Raw genomic sequence first — 17,675 nt, forward strand, 5'->3', positions numbered from 1 at the left:
AAACCGCCTTTGTAAAAATGGATGCGCTGACACATTGACGAATGCGCACAGCAAGACCTAGAGCTTAGGCACAGAACCGGCCCCGGTCTTGAAAAAAACCAACACCCCCACGCCCACCGCCCACGCCATGCTTGACCTGCTCATCACCCACGCCACCCTGCCCGACGGCCGCCAGAACATGTCCATCGCCGTGCAGGGCGGCCGCATCACCGAAGTGACCGAAGGCCTGCAAGCCCCCGCGCATGAAACGGTGGATGCAGATGGTCTGCTGGTCAGCCCTCCGTTTGTGGACGCGCATTTCCACATGGACTCCACCCTGAGCTACGGCCAGCCGCGCGTGAACGAGAGCGGCACCCTGCTCGAAGGCATTGCGCTGTGGGGCGAACTCAAGCCCACGCTGACCCACGACGCCATCGTGCAACGCGCCCTGCAGTACTGCGACATGGCCGTGGCGCGCGGCCTGCAGGCCATCCGCAGCCATGTGGACACCAGCCACCCCAGCCTGCTGCCGGTAGAGGCGCTGCTGGATGTCAAGCAGCGTGTGGCGCCGTACCTGGATTTGCAGCTGGTGGCCTTTCCGCAAGACGGCGTGCTGCGCGCGCCGGGCGGACTCGACAACCTGAAACGCGCGCTGGATATGGGTGTGGACGTGGTGGGCGGCATCCCCCACTTCGAGCGCACCATGGCCCAGGGGGCTGAGAGCGTAAAGATCCTCTGCGAACTGGCGGCAGAGCGCGGCAAGCGCGTGGACATGCACTGCGACGAATCCGACGACCCGCACTCGCGCCACGTCGAAACCCTGGCGTACGAAACCCAGCGCCTGGGCCTGCACGGCCGCGTGACGGGCTCGCACCTCACCTCCATGCACAGCATGGACAACTACTACGTGAGCAAGCTGATGGCGCTGATGGCCGAGGCCGACCTGGGCGTGGTGGCCAACCCGCTCATCAACATCACCCTGCAGGGCCGCCACGACACCTACCCCAAGCGCCGGGGCATGACCCGCGTGCCCGAGCTGATGGCCGCAGGCCTGACGGTGGCGTTTGGCCACGACTGCGTGCTGGACCCCTGGTACAGCGGCGGCAGCGGCGACATGCTCGAGGCCGCGCACATGGGCCTGCATGTGGGCCAAATGACCAGCCAGGCGGCGATGCGCCAGTGTTTTGATGCGGTGACAGTGAACCCCGCGCGCCTGCTGGGGCTGGAGGGCTATGGCATTGCGCCCGGCTGCCATGCAGACCTGGTGCTGCTGCATGCGCGCAACCCCGTGGACGCGATCCGCCTGCGCGCAGCGCGCCTGGGGGTGTGGCGGCGCGGCCAGCGGGTGGCCAGCCAGCCCAGGCCGGTGGCCGAACTGCACCTGCCGGGACGGCCGGGCAGCGTGAGCTTTTTGTAGCAGCGGCTGCCGCACCCACAACGGTGGTGAACGCGCCCGCCCGCAGGTCGGGTGAGCCCGAAGAGCGCAAACCAACCTGCGGTTTGAGGAAAAATTGGCCTCTACCGCGCATCTGTTATGCGCCAAGTGCTACACAAATGAGAGCATAGCCATCAAGCCATGCGCGCAATGGTCTTGCGAAACCGCGCCAGCGCCAGGCTGAACAGCACGGCCCCAATCCCCAGCAGCCACACCAGCGACGGCCACACCGCCGCCCAGCCCGCCCCCCGGTAGAGGATGGCCTGGGCCAGCTCTGTGAAGTGCGTGGTGGGCGCCAGCGCCATGCCGTACTGCACCCACAGCGGCATGCTCTCGCGCGGGGTGACGCCGCCCGACAGCATCTGCAGCGGCATCATGATGAGCACCATCAGCAAGCCAAACTGCGGCATGCTGCGCGCCACCGTGGCCATGAAGATGCCCATGGACGTGGTGGCAAACAGGTGCAGCGTGGCGCCCAGCAAGAACAGTGGCACCGAGCCCTCGATGGGCACCCCAATCGCCCAGCGGATCACCGCCGTGAGCGACACCCAGGTAGCGACCAGCACCACCAGCGCCATGGCCCAGACCTTGGCCAGCATGATTTCGCCGGGGGTGACGGGCATCACCAGCAGGTGCTCCACCGTGCCGTGCTCGCGCTCGCGGATCAGCGCTGCACCCGTGAGGATGATGGAGAGCATGGTCACGATGTTGATCAGCTCCATGAGCGAGCCGAACCACGCCGGGGTCAGCGCCGGGTTGAAGCGCGCGCGCACCGCCAGCTCCACCGGCTGGGTGGGCACGCTGCGATGGCCCTGCACGAACTCGGCGGCCTCCAGCTGCACGATCTGCGCCACCGCGCCGTTGGCGGCAAACGCCTGGCCGTTGCGTGTGGCGTCCACATTGAGCTGCACCGAGGGTGCCCTGCCCGCCAGCACATCGCGCTGGAAGTGGGCAGGAAGGTGCAGCACCAGCGTGAAGCGCCCCGCGTCCAGGCCCGGGTCCACCTCGTGCATGCCGACCATGGCCGGACGGGTGAACTGGGGCGGGTAGAAGGAGCTGGCGATGCGTTGCGACAGGGCCGAGCCGTCCTCGTCCACGATGGCGATGGGCACGTGGTAAAGCGTCTCAGGCTGCGCCTTGCCAGCGGAGTACACCGCCAGCGTGGTGGTGTAGACGATGAGGAACAGCATGGCCGGGTCGCGCCACAGACTCCACAGCTCCTTGATGCCGAGGCGGAAAATGTTCGACCACCGTCCACGCAGTGCCATGTCAGGTCTCCTGCTTGCGCAAAAGCAAGATCGCCGCGCCGACGATGACCGGCACCGCCACCAGCATGGGCCAGAACTCGGCCTGCAAGTCCTGCAGCGTGAGGGCCTTGTTGAACACGCCCCGGCTGATGGTGAACATGTGGCTGGCCGGGTAGACCTCGCCCACCCAGCGTGCAAAGCCGGTCATGGCCGAGACGGGGTTGATCAGGCCCGCAAACTGCACCGCCGGAATCAGCGTGCCCACCATGGCAAAGAACATGGCCGCAATCTGGCTGCGCGTGACCGTGGACGCCAGCAGCCCCATGCCCGTGGAGCAGAAGCTGAAGATGAGCGCCGCCAGCGCCAGCGTGCCAAAACTGCCCGTCATGGGCACGCCAAACACCGTGACGGCCGCCAGGCACATGAGCCCGAAGTTGAACAGCGCCAGCAGCACATAGGGCAGCTGCTTGCCCAGCATGAACTCGGTGCGCGTGGTGGGCGTGACGTACAGGTTGATGATGGAGCCCAGCTCCTTCTCGCGCACCACCGCCAGCGCGGTGAGCATGGCGGGCAGCATGAGCAGCAGCAGCGGGATCACGGCGGGCACCATGGCGGGCAGGCTGCGCACATCGGGGTTGTAGCGGTAGCGGGTTTCCACCTCGACCAGGCTTCGCGGGGCCATGCCCGTGCGGCTCTGGATGGCCTGGGCCAGCCAGTCCTGGTGCATGCCCAGCGCGTAGCCCATGGCCGTCTCGGCGCGCTGGGGCATGGCGCCGTCCACCCAGGCGCCAATCTGCACAGGCTGGCCGCGCTCCAGGTCGCGCGCAAAACCGGGCGGGATTTCGAGCGCGAGCGAGATTTCGCCCGAGCGCATGCGCTGGTCCAGCTCGGCATGGCTGGTGATGGGCGGGCGCTCCACAAAATAGCGCGAGCCCGCCAGGTTCAGGGTGTAGGCACGGCTCGCGGCCGACTGGTCGCGGTCCAGCACCGCAAAGCGCAGCTTTTCCACATCCATGCTGATGCCGTAGCCCATCACAAACATCAGGATCAGCGAGCCCAGCAGCGCCAGCGCGCCACGCACCGGGTCGCGCCGCAGCTCCAGCGCCTCGCGCCACTGGGTGCTGTGGATGCGTGCCAGGCTCTGGCGCAGGCGCTGCGCCCAGGTCGGGCGGGCCGGGGCGGCGCCCACCGGGGCCGATGGGGCCGGTTCTGCATTCGGCGGGCCAGCCGCGCCACCGCCCGCGCCCACCAGGTAGCCGATGAAAGCTTCTTCGAGCGTGGAGGCCCCGCGCCGGGCCACGATGTCGGCCGGGGCCGCACTGGCCAGCACCCGGCCCGCGTGCATGAGCGAGATGCGGTCGCAGCGCTCGGCCTCGTTCATGAAGTGGGTGGAGATGAAGATGGTGACCTTGTCGCGCCGCGCCAGCTCCACCATCAGCCGCCAGAAATGGTCGCGCGCAATGGGGTCCACGCCCGAGGTGGGCTCGTCCAGGATCAGCAGCTCGGGCTGGTGCACCATGGCCACGGCCAGTGACAGGCGCTGGCGCATGCCCAGCGGCAGTTGCATGGGCAGCGTGCCGCGCACGGCTTGCAGGTCAAAGCGCTCCAGCATGGCCGTGACGCGCACGGGTACTTCGTCCTCGGGGACGTGGAACAGCCGGGCGTGCAGCACCAGGTTCTGCTCCACCGACAGCTCGCAGTACAGCGAAAACGCCTGCGACATGTAGCCCACGCGGCGGCGCGTGGCCATGTCCCTGGGGTCCACGGGCTGGCCGAACAGCCAGGCCTGCCCATCGGTGGCGGGCAGCAGGCCGGTGAGCATCTTCATGGTGGTGGACTTGCCGCACCCGTTGCTACCCAGGAAGCCAAAAATCTCGCCACGCTGGATGCGAAAGCTCACATGGTCCACCGCCACAAAGTCGCCAAACTGCATGGTCAGGCCCTGGGCCTCGATGGCGATCTCTGCCGCAGCATCGGCCTGAAGGGGCGTGATGACCACGGGCTGGTGCCCGCGCCGCTTGGCCTCGGGCAGCAGGGCCACAAAGGCGGCCTCCAGGCTGGCGTGGCCGGTGCGCTGCATCAGCTCGGCGGGCGTGCCCGTGGCCAGGATGCGGCCTGCGTCCATGGCCACCAGCCAGTCAAAGCGCTGGGCTTCTTCCATGTAGGCCGTGGCCACCAGCACACTCATGCCGGGGCGGCCTGCGCGGATGCGGGCAATCAAATCCCAGAACTGGGCGCGTGCCAATGGGTCCACGCCCGTGGTGGGCTCGTCGAGGATGAGCAGGTCGGGGTCGTGGATGAGCGCGCAGCACAGGGCCAGCTTTTGCTTCATGCCGCCCGAGAGCTTGCCCGCAGGCCGCGCCAGAAACGGGTGCAGCCCGGTGCTGTGCGTGAGGTCGTCAATGCGGCGGCGGCGCTCGGCGGCGTCGTGGCCAAACAGGCGGCCGAAGAACTGCAGGTTTTCCTCCACCGACAGCGTGGGGTACAGGTTCTTGCCCAGGCCCTGCGGCATGTAGGCAATGCGCGGGCACACAGCGTTGCGGTGGTGGCTGTCGGCCATGTCGCCGCCCAGCACCATCACCTGCCCCTGCTGCACCGCCCTGGCCCCTGCCACCAGTGCCAGCAGGCTGGATTTGCCCACCCCGTCCGGCCCGATCAGGCCCACCATGCGGGCGGCGGGCAGCTGCAGGTCGATGCCCTCCAGCGCCACAGTGCGGCGGTAGCGCTGGCCCACGCCTGCAAGGGTGACAACTGGTGCGGTCACTGTGCGGCCTGGGGGGCTGCTGGTTGCATGCTTTCTTTGACCGCCAGTTGCGGCGGCCAAGGGGCGTTCGGGTCCATCCGCAGCCAGGCCACGCCGGGCAGGCCGGTCTTGACCTGTTCGCGGTGGCGCACCAGCAGCTCCCTGGGGATATGCGCACGCACGCGGAACATGAGCTTTTGCCGCTCGCTGGCGGTCTCCACCGTCTTGGGGGTGAACTGCGCGGTGCTGGCCACAAACGACACGCTGGCGGGGATCACAAAGCCGGGGGCGGCGTCGAGCACGATGCGCACCTCGCTGCCCAGCGCCACGCGGCCCGCCACGGTCTCGGGTAAGAAGAAGGTCATGTACACGTCGGTCAGGTCGGCCAGCTGCAGCACGCGTGCACCCGCGCCCACCACTTCGCCCGGCTGCACCACACGAAACTGCACGCGCCCGTCGCGCGGAGCCTTGAGTTCGCTGTCGGCCAGCTCCACGTCGATGCGCGCCAACGTGGCCTGCAGCGCGCGCACATTGGCCTCGGCGCTGGTCACCTGCGTGCGCGCGGCGCCAATGCTCGCTTGCGCGGCCTTGGCCTGGGAGCGTGAGGCCGTCAATGCCGCCTGCAGGCTGTGCACCTTGGCGCGGTCGTCGTCCAGCAGCTGGCTGGAGAAGAAGCCTTCGCGCGCCAGTTTTTCGGAGCGCGGCAGGCGCCGCTGGGCGGTGTCCAGGTCACTCTCGCGCTGGGCCACCACGGCCAGCGCGGCCTGGTGGTCGCTCTCGCGCTGTGCCACCTGCACGCGGGCGCTGTCGATGGCCAGCTGCGCTTGCTGCAGCCGTGCCACGGCCTCGTCGCGCTGGGCCTGCAGGCTGTCGATCTGCATACGGGCCACGGGCTGGCCCGCCGTGACGAAGGCGCCTTCGTCCACCAGCATCTCCTGCACCCGCCCTGCGAGCTTGGTGGCCACAGCCACCTCGGTGGCCTCGATGCGGCCGTTGCCGCTGACAAAACCGGGGCCGGGGCCCTGGGGCTGCCAAAGCGCCCAGCGCAGCAGCACAGCGCCCCCCGCCAGCACAACGGCCAGGGCCGCAACTATCGTCCATCGCTTGGTCATGGGTCATCCTTGCGGGGTGCTGGCGCAAACCCGCGCTGAGCGCGGGGCCAGACCCGTTGAAGGATGGTAGCCCTGCCTCCCGGGCTGCCCCAAGCCCTGCTGCGCGGTCTCTTGACCTGCATCAATCCCTGCACAAAGGCCCCCACAGGCCGCCTCCAGGGCCTCGGGCGCCCACCGGTCTGCAGGCACCTGGGTTGCAGGGCCTGCCATGGGTCATCACCGGAAAATTACAGGCAAAAATCGGCCTTTCCGCCTGCCTGATATGCCTTGATAGCTATCAAAAATATAGCTACGCCACCACATCAAATGCCGACAGGTGGTTGGCCAGGTGCATGGCATGGGCCTGTTCGTACTGCGCCTTGTTGAGGGCGCCGTAGGCAAAGTGGGGCTGCAAGGGGCCGGTGTGGGCGGCAAAGTCTTGCGCCGCCCGGCGCAGGCGGGCCAGGGCGGCCTGGGCCTCGGCTGCTGCGTCCAGCGCAGGGGCGCCGGGGATGGGTTCGGCCAGGTTGTGGCTCATGCGCCCGCGCTGGGCAAACAGCGTGAAGGCTGCGGCGCCCAGCGTGTTCTGAAACAGGGCCGACTTGGGCGCCGGAAAACCCTGCAGCGAAAACTCGATGCTCTGTGCGCAGTGCACCAGGGTTTCCGACCAGTTCCAGGCCGTGGCGGGGGGCAGCGGCTGCACCGCAGCGCTGGCCAGGCGCTCTACCTCCCGCATGGCGTCGGCCACGGTCGCATAGACCAGTTGCCGGTCGTTGCCGGGCTTGTGCAGCAACCAACCAGCCCCGGCAGCGGCTGCCGCCGCCACCCCCACGGTGGCCAGACCCGCGCCGGTCTTGAGAAATGCCCTGCGGGGCGCGGCGGGCGGACGGGCGCCCGCGCTGTGGGGGCCCGTGGGGTGGCTGGGGGGTGTGGCTGCCATGGGGTTTGCGCTGGGGTGAAGGGGGTGGAACGGGCGAATCGCACAAAAACACCCGCAATTTTGCGGCAGGCCCTGGCTGCGCAGGGGCCCCCGAAGGTCGGACAGCCGACACTGGCGCCGCTTTGTGGCGGGGCCGCTGAGGTTTGTCGTGGAGGCGCCGAGACGCCGTTCAGGTGGCTGCCGCCGGGGCCGCCGCAGCGCGGGCGGCAAGCCCTGGCGGTGCCGCCATCTCCACCCGGTTGCGGCCGCGCTGCTTGGCCAGGTACATGGCTTCATCGGCCCGCTGCAGCACCGCACCTGCCGAATCGCCCTGGCCACACAGGGCGATGCCAATGCTCACGGTGAGCGCAATGGACTGCGGCCCCGCCGCTGCGGGCTGGGACTCCACCAGCACCCGCAGGCGCTCGGCCACGGCATGCGCGCCTTCGACCCCCGCGTTGGGCAGAAAGATGGCGAACTCTTCGCCCCCCAGTCGGCCCATCACGTCTTCCTTGCGCAGGCAGCGGATGGCCAGGGCCACAAAGTGGCGCAGCACATCGTCACCCGCACGGTGGCCCCAGGTGTCGTTGATGGTCTTGAAGTGGTCCAGGTCCAGCACCAGCACGGGCACCGGCGTGTGGGTGCGCCGGGCGCTGCTCACGGCCTTGTCCAGCAGCGTCAGAAATGCGCGGCGGTTGAAGACGCTGGTGAGCGGGTCCACCTCGGCCAGGTGGCGCAGCTCGTTGGTGATGAACTCGTTCGCAAGGATCAGCGCGCCAAAGCCCAGCAGGACGGTAGCGACGATAGCCTCCAGAAGAATGAACTGAGGCACAGACGCCATCAGCCCACCACCCGGCCCCCCGTCGTCGGACGCAGTCCCGCCCAACGTGAACAATGCGGGCCTCAGTAGAACGAACAGCCCGTGCAGGCACAGCACACCAGCCAACAAATAACGCGCTGGCACGCGGTGAATGCCCCCCGCAGTCAGGGTGCGCGCTGTCAGCAGGTAGCAGACACCCGATCCCAGTCCCATCAGAACAAAGCGCATGCCCACGTGCGGATACACCTCCGTGAACACCACCGACAACGCAAGCAGTGCCCCCAAAGCAGCAACCGCATACAGGTGCGAAAACGGCCGCCGCCCCATGTACATGCGGCCAGCCAGCAGGCACAGATAGGCCCCCAGCGCCACAAACCCCTGCGAGATGACAACCCCCAGCACCTCGGGCAGCCAGCTGCGCAGCAGCAGGCTCACGGTAAAAACCGAGCTGCACAGGAAAGACAACACCCACAGGCGCAGGCCCGGAATGTTCTTGTTGAAATGCCACACGGCGTAGAGCACGGCGGTGACGAGTGCGGTCAAGAGCGCCGCAAGGACGGTGAGTGTGGGGGTGTGCACGGGGTGAAAAGCGGGCAGGCGCCCTGCATGTTAACCGCGTCGCCGCCGCGCACTGCCCCGGGTTGCGGGCGCGGGCGGGGTTCCCTGACCTGGGTTAAGGACGTATTCACGTCCTACGGGCCCCGCAGCATGCACATGTAGCGCGGCAGCTCCACGGCCCCGCACCAATCGACCGGGCAGGCTACCCAGCCACGTTGCACTCTCGGCGCAGCAGCGCCAGCGCGTCGTGCATCTGGTAGTCCATGTCGCTGAGCAAGGTTTTCTCGGCGTCCTGCACAAAGCTGGCCCACAGCGCAAGGTAGTCCTCTTGGTGCACCCCGGGCGCATGGGCGCGGATGAAGTCGGCCGCCAGCGCGGGTTGCAGGCCGGATTTGCGCGCCTTGCGCACCAGGCTGGCGGCGGTTTTCTCCGTCAGCAAGGTTTTCTTGGGCACACCCGCCGCCAGGCACAGGAACAGCGTGAGCAACGAATGTTCGTCGTCGTTGCCGTCGGTGGTCTTGAGCCAGGTCTTACTGGCGGGCTGCGGGGGTTCGGCGTCGTCTTCCAGCGCGTCCAGGCTGTGGTGCAGGGCCTCGACCTCGGCCAGCGGGTCGTCCAGCAGGAAGTAGCGCGCACGAAACGCCGCCATGGGCCGCAGCAGGGTGCGCAGCGGCGTGGTGGATTGCAGCAGCTTGGGCAGGTCGGCCAGCACGGCGCTGCAGTGCGCCGCCACGGCATCGTGCAGCTCTGCGGGCAGCCCTGGCGGCAGGCGCAGTGCCGTGGGCACGGGCAACTTTTTCTTGCGCAGGCCCGTCACCAGTTTTTCAAACGCCGGTGCGCTGGGCCATTCGCCCGCCGCCATGGCCTGCGGGGCCAGGGCCTGCATCAGCAGGCCAGTGCGGACCACGGCCTCGGCGTCGGCCCCGGCAGATTCCAGCTCGTCGGTGTCCAGGTCATATTGCGTGGCCAGCCACTCGGCAGCCGCAATCGACTGGGCGATCTGGCTGCGCCGTGCCAGCTCGGCGCGGTAGTCGGCATGGCTGCGCAGCGACCAGGCGGCCAGCAGCGGGGTTTCGGCATCGGCATACCCGGCCATGCCGAAGTTGCTGCTCTCGGGCATGGCGATCAGCCGCTTGAGCATGTCCGAGCCGCCCTTGGAGCGCGACAAGAAGGAGTTGTCGCGCAGCGAGACCGCCGCCTCGGCCAGGTCGCCGCCTGTGGTCTCCAACAGGTACAGGCTGATCAGGTTGACCATGCGGTCCCGCGCTTTTTCCAGCTCGGGCCGCAGAAACTCGCTGCCAAAGTAGCGCGCAATCTGCACCATGCCCTTGGGCGCATCGGTGTGGATGGCCGCGAGCCGGTCTGCACCCAGGATGCCATGCTGCACGCCGTACACCAGCGCCTTTTCAAAGAAAGGACGCGCGTCGTGGAGTTGCAGGGCATTGGCGCCCGTTGGCGAATCAGAAGCAGTCGTAGGGGGCAAGGTCATGCAGGTACTCCATCGCGTTGCTCACGCTCTTTGCAACTGTCGCGGCCCAAGCCAGGACCGCCGAGCAAGGGCCGCCCCGCAGCAAGGGCGGTGTCCCCCTTCCCGAATCACGCAGTGATTCGAGAGAAGGGGGAAGGCGCGCAGCGCCACAGGGGGATGTTCTCTAGATCGCGGATTCTTCGTCAGAGGCGCGGGCCGCGGGCGTGGCCTTGCCCCGGTCGGTCTCGCTGGTCTCGAACTTGCCGTCGTCCTCTTCGGCGGGGGCATCGTCGCCCTCCTCCAGGCCCAGGTCAAACGCACGCGCCTTGGCGCGCAGCACCAGCAGCATTTCGATGAACAGGTCGCGGCATTCGTAGCGCAGCAGCCAGGCCATCTGCATCCAGTCGCGGTCGGCCACTTCGTCCTGGTCCACACGCGGCTGCACATAGCCGGAGGCGAGCAGCTCGTCGTCCGTCAGCGTCACGCCATAGTCTTCCACCGCGTCGAACGTGCCGGTGCGGGCAAAGGCTTCGATGCGGCTCCACTTCTCGGCAAAGTAGTTGGCCAGGGCCTCGGCGCCGCCCTCCAGGTCGCCAATCGCGGTGAGGAACTCAACCGGGTCGGCATCGTCGCGAAACACCACGGCGTTGACCATGTTGCGCAGGTGGGTGTGGGTGAGGTCCTTATACTGCTTCTCCAGCACCATGGCGCGCGCAAACTGCTCGGGCGTGACCAGCATGTTGACCACGGACGCCTTGGAGTCGTCGTACTCGCGCATCACGGCCAGGATGTCCTTGGGCGCGAGCTGGTCCAGCACCACCATCAGCGCGCCGTCGCCGTCGGTGTCGGCCAGCTCGGCCAGGGCCGACTCGGCGCCCACGATGTCACCGGCCGCGATCAGGCTGGTGGTCTTGGTGATCAGGGCGAGATGTTGGTTGCTGCTGCTCATGGTCGGTCACTCCTTGCGGTCAAAGCCTGCGTCGGCCAGCCAGTTGGCGCTGGACTCTTCGCGCGTACGGCTGTTTTGCGGGTCCACCGCGTCGTCGGCGCTCAAGGCGTTGTAGTCGTCGTCGTGTTCGACGGCGTCTTCACCGTCGTCCTCGGTATCGGCGTCGCCATGCCCTGCGGCGGCGGGGGCGATGCGGGCGTGCTGCTGCAGGTACTCCAGCCCAGCAGCCACAGCCAGAAAACGCGCGCCCTCGGGCTCGCGCAGCACGGTCTGCGCCAGGCTTTGCGCCCAGGGCTCCAGCGCCACGGCGTGGGTCAGGCTGTGCCAGTCGGGCAAGGCATCCACGGGCTGGCCCAGCAGGTGCTCGACCGCAGCGGGCTTGGTGAAGCGGAAGCCCCGGTGAAACACCACGGCCACCATCTCGGGGGCCAGCTCCATCATCTGCACCAGAAAGGCGATTTCGTTGCGCTTTTCTGCCAGGCGCTTGCGCAGCACATCGTTGCCTTCGGAGTCGGACACCAAGTCGTCCAGCTCGGCCTGGTAGGCGGAGCGCAGGTCATGAAAGTAGGGAGAAAGTTTCACAGGGGAGAGGAAGGAGAAGACGTAGAGGAAGAAGAAAGAATGCGCGCGCTGTAGGCCTGCCAGATCTCTTGTGCGGTCTGCAGCGGGTCGTCCAGCAGGTTGCGGCGGCGGTTGTCGTCGTAGGCCTGGCGTGCTTCGTCATCCGACAGCACCTCGTAGGCTTTTTGCACCTGGGCAAAACGCTGTGCAGCGTCCGGCGCGTCGTTGCGGTCGGGGTGGTAGAACGAGGCCTTCTGGCGAAAGGCCTTCTTGATCTCGGCCAGCGACGCATTGGCCGCCAGCCCGAGGGCGGCGTAGTGGTCTGCAGTCATGGAAAGGTTGGTGGTGTGAAAGCCGGTAGCGGTGGCGCTGGCCGCAGGGGCCTGCGGCCGTGTATCAGCCGCCCAGGCTCACAAACACGTTCTGCACGTCGTCGTTGCCGTCGATGGCAGCCAGGAAGCTCTCCACCTCTTCGAGCTGCTCGGCCGTCAGATTGGCGGGGTTGACCGGGTTCTTGGGCTTGTAGCCCAGCTTGACCGACAGCACGTTGAAACCGTGTGCGGGCAGCGCACGGCTCACCAGGTCCAGTTCAGCGGGGTCGGTCCAAAAGGTGGTGGTGCCCTCTTCATCGCCTGGCTCGCAGTCTTGCGCGCCCGCTTCAATGGCGGCTTCTTCAGGGTCAGCGCCTGCCACGGCAGGCTCGGCCTCGATCATGCCGACGTGGTCGAAATCCCATGCCACCGAGCCCGAGGTGCCCAACTGGCCCTTGCGGAACAGCACGCGCATCTCAGGCGCCGTGCGTTTGACGTTGTCGGTGAGGCATTCCACCATCACCGCCACCTGATGCGGTGCATATCCTTCGTAGATCACGCGCTCGTAGTTCACGGCGTCGGCCCCGGTGCCAGAGCCCTTCTTGATGGCGCGCTCCAGCGTGTCCTTGGGCATCGATGCCTTGCGGGCCTGCTCGACCACCAGGCGCAGGCGCGAGTTGCTGGCCGGGTCGGCGCCGCCGCGTGCGGCCACGGTGATTTCCTTGACCAGCTTGCCAAACAGCTTGCCCTTGGCATCGGCTACCAGAGCCTTGCCTTTTGCTTTCCACTGCGCGCCCATGGGGGTTACCTTTGTGTGTGGGTTGGGGGGTATTTGCCGTGGGTCGCCCCGCGCGGCAAAAACCCTATAGTTTACCCGGCGCCCCAAAATCCCCCCAGGCACACAACCCTGGCGCTGTCGTGGCGGCGCCAAACCGGCTGCCAACGGCCCCGCCCTGCCCTCGGCAGCGTGTAACCTCGGCCACACGCCCACCCTCACCCGCCCCTCAGCGCTCCCCCTCCCATGCTTAACACCCTGTGGCTCGGCTTCTTCCTGACGGCGGCGGTGGCCGCGCTGGCCCAGTGGCTGGTGGGCGGCAATGCCGACATCTTCTCGGCCATGGTGCAGGCCCTGTTCCAGATGGCCAAGCTCTCGGTCGAGGTGATGGTGCTGCTGTTTGGCACGCTCACGCTGTGGCTGGGCTTTTTGCGCATCGCCGAGAAGGCGGGCCTGGTGGACGCCCTGGCGCGCTGGCTGGCGCCGCTGTTTGCCAGGCTCATGCCCGGGGTGCCGCGCGGCCACCCGTCGCTGGGGCTGATCACGCTGAACTTTGCGGCCAATGCGCTGGGGCTGGACAACGCCGCCACGCCCATGGGCCTGAAAGCGATGAAGTCGCTGCAGGAGCTGAACCCCCAGCCCGACACTGCCACCAACGCGCAGATCCTGTTTCTGGTGCTCAACGCGTCCTCGCTCACGCTGCTGCCTGTGACCATCTTCATGTACCGCATGCAGCAGGGCGCGCCCGACCCGACGCTGGTCTTTTTGCCCATCCTGCTGGCGACATCCGCTTCCACCCTGGTGGGACTGCTGAGTGTGGCCGTGGTGCAGCGCCTGCCGCTGTGGAGCCCCGTGGTGCTGGCCTACCTGCTGCCCGTGGCGCTGGTGCTGGGCGGGTTCATGGCGCTGCTCACCACGCTCAGCGCCGCCGCACTCGCCTCGCTGTCGTCGCTGCTGGGCAACCTCACGCTGTTTGCGCTGGTCGTGCTGTTTGTGGCGCTGGGCGCATGGCGCAAGGTGCCGGTGTACGAGGCGTTCATAGACGGCGCCCGCGAAGGCTTTGACGTGGCCAAGGGCCTGCTGCCCTACCTGGTGGCCATGCTGTGCGCGGTGGGCGTGTTCCGCGCCTCGGGGGCGCTGGGCTATGTGCTCGACGGCATCCGCTGGTGCGTGACCACGCTGGGCGCCGACGCCCGGTTTGTGGACGCGCTGCCCACCGCCTTGGTCAAGCCGTTCTCGGGCAGCGCGGCGCGCGCCATGCTGATTGAAACCATGCAGACCCAGGGCGTGGACAGCTTTGCCGCCCTGGCCGCCGCCACCATCCAGGGCAGCACCGAGACCACCTTCTATGTGCTGGCCGTGTACTTTGGCGCGGTGGGCATCCAGCGCGCCCGGCACGCAGTAGGCTGCGCGCTGCTGGCCGAGCTGGCAGGCGTGGTGGCCGCCATTGCTGTGTGCTACCAGCTCTTCGGGTAGAAGCAGAAAATTACAAGCAAAAAAGGGCTTCTGCGCGCGACCATTATGCCTTTATAGCTACTAAATACATAGCTAACAGCTCAACCCAGCGCTGTATCCAGCAGCATCATCAGCACAAAGCCCAACATCAACCCGCCCGTGGCCCAGGCCTCGTGGCCCTTGCGGTGCGACTCGGGGATGATCTCGTGGCTGATCACAAACAGCATGGCCCCGGCCGCAAACCCCAGCCCCCAGGGCAGCAGGCTGGCCGACGCGCTGACCACCGCCGCCCCCAGCACGGCGCCCAGGGGCTCGACCAGGCCTGAGGCCATGCCCAGCCCCACCGCCAGCGCGCGCCGGTAGCCCGCTGCCAGCAGCGCCATGGCCACCACCAGGCCCTCGGGCACGTCCTGGATGGCGATGCCGGTAGCCAACGCGTTGGCGCGCAAGGGGTCGCCGCCCGCATGCGCCACGCCAATGGCCAGCCCTTCGGGCAGGTTGTGCAGCGCAATCGCAAACACAAACAGCCAGGTGCGCTGCAGCGTGCGCGACGCCGGGGCGCCCTCCACGCCCTTGATGAAATGCTCGTGCGGCAGCAGGCGCTCCATCCACAGCAGCACCAGCGCGCCCAGCAAAATGGCCGCGCCCACCGTGCCCCCGGCCCCCCAGGCGCTGGCCCCACCCGCGCGTGCCGCGTGGATGCCCGGGATGATGAGCGAGAACGAACAGGCAGCCAGCATCACGCCTGCGCCAAAGCCAAACAGCGTGTCCTGCGTGCGCTCGGACAACCTTTGCGCCAGCAGCACCGGCACAGTGCCCAGCGCCGTGGCCAGCGCAGCCGCCAGGCCGCCCCACCAGGCTGCTTCCACAGCGGGCTGGCCCACAATCCACTGCCACGCCTGGGCCGCAGCGGCCACGATGCCCAGCAGCACAATGCCCAGGCCCAGCCACTGCCGCCCGCGCAAAGCCACGCCGCGCCCTGCAGGCGGCATGGTGGGCACGGTGGTGGGCGCAGCGGGTTCCAGAACGGTGTCGGGCGAAGTGGGCGGCATCTGCATGGCGTCGGCTCCGGGTGTGGGCAAAAGGTGGGTCCAGGGACAGGAATCGCTGGGCGAAGCCGTCACGCCCGGGCCAGCGCAAAGCGACGGGCCACCTCGGCCCAGTCAATCACGTTGTAGAAGGCCGCGATGTACTCGGGGCGGCGGTTCTGGTACTGCAGGTAATAGGCGTGCTCCCACACATCCAGCCCCAGGAGGGGCGTGTTGCCCGACATCGCCCCCGCCATCAGCGGGCTGTCCTGGTTGCCCGTGCTCTCCACCACCAGCTGGCCCGCCGCGCCCACACACAGCCAGGCCCAGCCGCTGCCAAACCGCGTGAGCGCGGCCTTGGTGAACGTATCCTTGAACGCGGCAAAGCCGCCCAGGTCGGTGTCGATAGCGCGCGCCAACTCGCCTTCGGGCTGCCCGCCGCCCTGGGGCGACATCACGCGCCAGAACAAGCTGTGGTTGGCATGCCCACCGCCGTTGTTGCGCACAGGGCCCTGCAGGTTTTCGGGCAGCAGCACCAGCCGCGCCACCAGCTCGTCTATGGGCAGATCGGCATGGGGCGTGCCCTCCAGCGCGGCGTTCAGGTTGTTGATGTAGGCCTGGTGGTGTTTGGCATGGTGGATCTCCATCGTGCGTGCGTCGATGTGCGGCTCCAGCGCGTCGTAGGCATAGGGCAAGGCAGGCAGGGTGTAAGGCATGGTTGTTTTCGATCAGGTTGGGAGAAAGGGCCATCCGGTGCGGGCCGCAGGACCGGTGCGGGAAGAAAAAACCCACGCAGCCAATGGGCCCAAACGGTGGGTTGTGCGGGTGGCCGTCAGGACGGCGGGCCCGCAGGCCCGCCCCCGGCAAGGGCCTGGGCAATGGCGGGATGGGCGCCATGGCTGCGCACATGGGCGAGCAAGGCAGCATGGGTTTCGCGGCCATGCCGCCACGCCGCCTGGCGCAGGGCGGTGCCACACCGGCCATCCGCCACCAGGCTCTGCAGTAGCCCGTGGGCCCGGCTCAGCAAACGCGCCGCCGCATCGGGCGCGGCCGCCTGCACCTGCAATTCGGCCAGGTTCAGGTGCGACACCACCAGGGCCGCAATGCAATCGTCCTCGCGCCCCGCCGGGGGCGTTTGCTGCACCAGGCGCAATGCCAGCGCCAGCGCCTGCTGCTCAAACGCCAGCGCCATGGCCATCTGGCCCATGTGCCCGGCGGCGCGGGCGCGCTGCATGGCGCGCTCCCATTGGTGCAAGGTGGCGGGGACTGGCGGCAGACCGGCGGTGGTCGCGGCGCAGTTAAGGGTGTGGGGGTGGGTGGGGGTGCCCATCAGGTCCATCGCAAAACTCCTGGAGGAGCCTTTTGCGGTGGACGGGGTGTAACGTACTCAGGCAATCAAATGATAACCATTTGCATTTGCGATGTACAGCGGGGATGGACGTGCGCACTCGGGGACTGGGAAGCCCACGTAGGCTCACCGCCCAGCTTGCTCGCTACATGAAAGTTGGCTCATGAAGGGCTCAGGCCCTACCCACTCGCAAGCTATAGTTTGCGCGATCAACCCTTGCCGGGTTTTCCGGCATTTTTACACCTGGATATATGAACCGAGAAACGGCTGGCAACCCTGGCCACAAGCCAATTCCAGAAGAAATCAGTGTCCAAAATATCCCGCATGGTCCAGTTTGTCTTACAGGTTTTTCGATCTAAATTACTTTAGGCGTGTCGAATGACTGATGTGAACTCCTCAATACGTGAAAACGCAATTCGGTGCTTGGATTTGCTGCACAGACTGCTTGGTGTCTGGTTGGTCTTGTGCTTGATCGCTGCCTACTTGCCCACGGCTAGCAATGGTGCACAGCTAAGACTCCCTTTTACGGATGTGAACGTACCAGTTAACTCAGCACGATGGACATGCGCCGTCGCAATCTTTGTTGTTGGAGTCGTAGGCTGCGTAATGCTGAGGCAGGTGCGTGACCTCTGCGCATATCTCTCGTCAACGGAACACGTTGCTGTCGTGCTCACCTACCCGTCGATAGCTACTCTTGGAAGTCCTAGACAGAGAATGCTCTTTGGGCAGGCGCTGGCCGGCATTCAATACTTCGTAGGTATTCAACTTTGGTCACCAATGCCTCGCATGTTTGGAGGCGCGCCAGACATAGGGCTAGCGTTCTTATATGCAGTGCCGATGTTTTGGTTCGCATGGGATCTTCGAGACTGGCAGAAATCCCTTTCCCCCGAAATAAAGCTACCGAAAATCACGGGGGCTGGAGAATGAGTGCGATGCCTAATTCTCCCATCGCAAGGACGTTACCCGGCAAGCTTGGCGCCGCCACTCA

General features: G+C 67.0%; 15 protein-coding genes. 2 read left to right on the forward strand and 13 right to left on the reverse strand.

Annotation, left to right across the window (positions count from 1 at the left end; translation table 11 throughout):
- The first annotated feature begins 127 nt into the window (after positions 1-127).
- Positions 128-1,396 carry an amidohydrolase family protein gene (locus AvAM_RS15565; protein ID WP_137748114.1) on the forward strand — a complete coding sequence of 423 codons (1,269 nt, stop codon included), beginning with the start codon at positions 128-130 and terminating at the stop codon, positions 1,394-1,396.
- Between the two features lie 152 nt (positions 1,397-1,548).
- On the opposite strand, the gene AvAM_RS15570 is transcribed toward AvAM_RS15565, so the two are convergent.
- The 10 genes from AvAM_RS15570 to AvAM_RS15615 all read right to left on the reverse strand — a co-directional run bounded on the left by AvAM_RS15570 (position 1,549) and on the right by AvAM_RS15615 (position 12,880).
- Positions 1,549-2,682 carry an ABC transporter permease gene (locus AvAM_RS15570; RefSeq protein WP_137747887.1) on the reverse strand — a complete coding sequence of 378 codons (1,134 nt, stop codon included), beginning with the start codon at positions 2,680-2,682 and terminating at the stop codon, positions 1,549-1,551.
- 1 nt (position 2,683) lies between these two features.
- Positions 2,684-5,425 (reverse strand): ribosome-associated ATPase/putative transporter RbbA, encoded by a 2,742-nt coding sequence (gene rbbA, locus AvAM_RS15575; protein ID WP_137747888.1) that lies wholly within the window; start codon positions 5,423-5,425, stop codon positions 2,684-2,686.
- The gene (locus AvAM_RS15580) at positions 5,422-6,516 is read right to left on the reverse strand and encodes an HlyD family secretion protein (protein ID WP_137747889.1); all 1,095 of its coding nucleotides are present in this window, start codon (positions 6,514-6,516) and stop codon (positions 5,422-5,424) included. Before AvAM_RS15580 ends, rbbA begins: the two co-directional genes overlap by 4 nt.
- Positions 6,517-6,805: 289 nt before the next feature.
- The gene (locus AvAM_RS15585; RefSeq protein WP_137747890.1) at positions 6,806-7,435 is read right to left on the reverse strand and encodes a DUF1569 domain-containing protein; all 630 of its coding nucleotides are present in this window, start codon (positions 7,433-7,435) and stop codon (positions 6,806-6,808) included.
- Positions 7,436-7,604: 169 nt separating this feature from the next.
- Positions 7,605-8,813 (reverse strand): GGDEF domain-containing protein, encoded by a 1,209-nt coding sequence (locus tag AvAM_RS15590; RefSeq protein ID WP_137747891.1) that lies wholly within the window; start codon positions 8,811-8,813, stop codon positions 7,605-7,607.
- Positions 8,814-8,994: 181 nt separating this feature from the next.
- The gene (locus AvAM_RS15595; protein WP_137747892.1) at positions 8,995-10,281 is read right to left on the reverse strand and encodes a hypothetical protein; all 1,287 of its coding nucleotides are present in this window, start codon (positions 10,279-10,281) and stop codon (positions 8,995-8,997) included.
- 163 nt (positions 10,282-10,444) lie between these two features.
- A complete protein-coding gene (locus tag AvAM_RS15600) occupies positions 10,445-11,209 on the reverse strand; it encodes a hypothetical protein (RefSeq protein WP_137747893.1) in 765 nt (254 codons plus the stop codon).
- 6 nt (positions 11,210-11,215) lie between these two features.
- Positions 11,216-11,791 carry a hypothetical protein gene (locus tag AvAM_RS15605; protein ID WP_137747894.1) on the reverse strand — a complete coding sequence of 192 codons (576 nt, stop codon included), beginning with the start codon at positions 11,789-11,791 and terminating at the stop codon, positions 11,216-11,218.
- Positions 11,788-12,102, reverse strand: a complete 315-nt coding sequence (locus AvAM_RS15610) for a DnaJ domain-containing protein (RefSeq protein WP_137747895.1) — start codon at positions 12,100-12,102, stop codon at positions 11,788-11,790. Before AvAM_RS15610 ends, AvAM_RS15605 begins: the two co-directional genes overlap by 4 nt.
- Positions 12,103-12,166: 64 nt before the next feature.
- The gene (locus AvAM_RS15615) at positions 12,167-12,880 is read right to left on the reverse strand and encodes a YebC/PmpR family DNA-binding transcriptional regulator (RefSeq protein WP_137747896.1); all 714 of its coding nucleotides are present in this window, start codon (positions 12,878-12,880) and stop codon (positions 12,167-12,169) included.
- Between the two features lie 222 nt (positions 12,881-13,102).
- Here AvAM_RS15615 and AvAM_RS15620 point away from each other — a divergent pair, with 222 nt between their 5' ends.
- Positions 13,103-14,332: a nucleoside recognition domain-containing protein gene (locus AvAM_RS15620; RefSeq protein ID WP_137747897.1), complete on the forward strand. Its 1,230-nt coding sequence runs from the start codon at positions 13,103-13,105 to the stop codon at positions 14,330-14,332.
- An 80-nt stretch (positions 14,333-14,412) separates the two neighbouring features.
- Here the strand turns inward: AvAM_RS15620 and AvAM_RS15625 are convergent, their stop codons facing one another.
- The 3 genes from AvAM_RS15625 to AvAM_RS15635 form a co-directional block, all read right to left on the reverse strand.
- Complete coding sequence (locus tag AvAM_RS15625) at positions 14,413-15,303, reverse strand: ZIP family metal transporter (protein WP_137748115.1); 891 nt, start codon at positions 15,301-15,303, stop codon at positions 14,413-14,415.
- Between the two features lie 128 nt (positions 15,304-15,431).
- Positions 15,432-16,055 carry a superoxide dismutase gene (locus tag AvAM_RS15630; RefSeq protein WP_137747898.1) on the reverse strand — a complete coding sequence of 208 codons (624 nt, stop codon included), beginning with the start codon at positions 16,053-16,055 and terminating at the stop codon, positions 15,432-15,434.
- 116 nt (positions 16,056-16,171) lie between these two features.
- Complete coding sequence (locus AvAM_RS15635; protein WP_137747899.1) at positions 16,172-16,678, reverse strand: hypothetical protein; 507 nt, start codon at positions 16,676-16,678, stop codon at positions 16,172-16,174.
- Positions 16,679-17,675 lie beyond the last annotated feature (997 nt).

The organism is Acidovorax sp. NB1, assembly GCF_005405905.1.
Taxonomy (GTDB): domain Bacteria; phylum Pseudomonadota; class Gammaproteobacteria; order Burkholderiales; family Burkholderiaceae_C; genus Acidovorax.

Excerpts from the sequence above, each read along its gene's own strand:
- AvAM_RS15580 (WP_137747889.1), bottom strand. The coding sequence starts at position 6,516 with ATGACCAAGCGATGGACGATAGTTGCGGCCCTGGCCGTTGTGCTGGCG.
- AvAM_RS15630 (WP_137747898.1), bottom strand. The coding sequence starts at position 16,055 with ATGCCTTACACCCTGCCTGCCTTGCCCTATGCCTACGACGCGCTGGAG.
- AvAM_RS15615 (WP_137747896.1), bottom strand. The coding sequence starts at position 12,880 with ATGGGCGCGCAGTGGAAAGCAAAAGGCAAGGCTCTGGTAGCCGATGCC.
- AvAM_RS15625 (WP_137748115.1), bottom strand. The coding sequence starts at position 15,303 with ATGCCGCCTGCAGGGCGCGGCGTGGCTTTGCGCGGGCGGCAGTGGCTG.
- AvAM_RS15610 (WP_137747895.1), bottom strand. The coding sequence starts at position 12,102 with ATGACTGCAGACCACTACGCCGCCCTCGGGCTGGCGGCCAATGCGTCG.
- AvAM_RS15635 (WP_137747899.1), bottom strand. The coding sequence starts at position 16,678 with ATGGACCTGATGGGCACCCCCACCCACCCCCACACCCTTAACTGCGCC.
- AvAM_RS15600 (WP_137747893.1), bottom strand. The coding sequence starts at position 11,209 with ATGAGCAGCAGCAACCAACATCTCGCCCTGATCACCAAGACCACCAGC.
- AvAM_RS15595 (WP_137747892.1), bottom strand. The coding sequence starts at position 10,281 with ATGACCTTGCCCCCTACGACTGCTTCTGATTCGCCAACGGGCGCCAAT.
- AvAM_RS15570 (WP_137747887.1), bottom strand. The coding sequence starts at position 2,682 with ATGGCACTGCGTGGACGGTGGTCGAACATTTTCCGCCTCGGCATCAAG.
- AvAM_RS15565 (WP_137748114.1), top strand. The coding sequence starts at position 128 with ATGCTTGACCTGCTCATCACCCACGCCACCCTGCCCGACGGCCGCCAG.
- AvAM_RS15620 (WP_137747897.1), top strand. The coding sequence starts at position 13,103 with ATGCTTAACACCCTGTGGCTCGGCTTCTTCCTGACGGCGGCGGTGGCC.
- AvAM_RS15585 (WP_137747890.1), bottom strand. The coding sequence starts at position 7,435 with ATGGCAGCCACACCCCCCAGCCACCCCACGGGCCCCCACAGCGCGGGC.